1 pseudogene is annotated in these 264 nt (G+C 59.8%); it reads right to left on the bottom strand.

The features are described from left to right. A pseudogene (locus VO84_RS22335) lies at nt 1–190 on the bottom strand (hypothetical protein); the annotation flags it as partial. Nucleotides 191–264 lie beyond the last annotated feature (74 nt).

The raw sequence follows: 264 nt of genomic DNA, 5'->3' as shown, positions 1-264 counted from the left end.
GGCCGCTACAGGGCGCTCCCATTCGCCATTCAGGCTGCGCAACTGTTGGGAAGGGCGTTTCGGTGCGGGCCTCTTCGCTATTACGCCAGCTGGCGAAAGGGGGATGTGCTGCAAGGCGATTAAGTTGGGTAACGCCAGGGTTTTCCCAGTCACGACGTTGTAAAACGACGGCCAGTGAGCGCGACGTAATACGACTCACTATAGGGCGAATTGAGTGAAGGCCGTCAAGGCCTAGGCGCGCCGGATCCCCCGGGCCATACTAGT

It is taken from the genome of Occallatibacter gabretensis (assembly GCF_001449115.1).
In the GTDB taxonomy this organism is placed as follows: Bacteria; Acidobacteriota; Terriglobia; order Terriglobales; family Acidobacteriaceae; genus Telmatobacter; species Telmatobacter gabretensis.
This window is presented reverse-complemented; position numbering and strand designations above follow the sequence as displayed.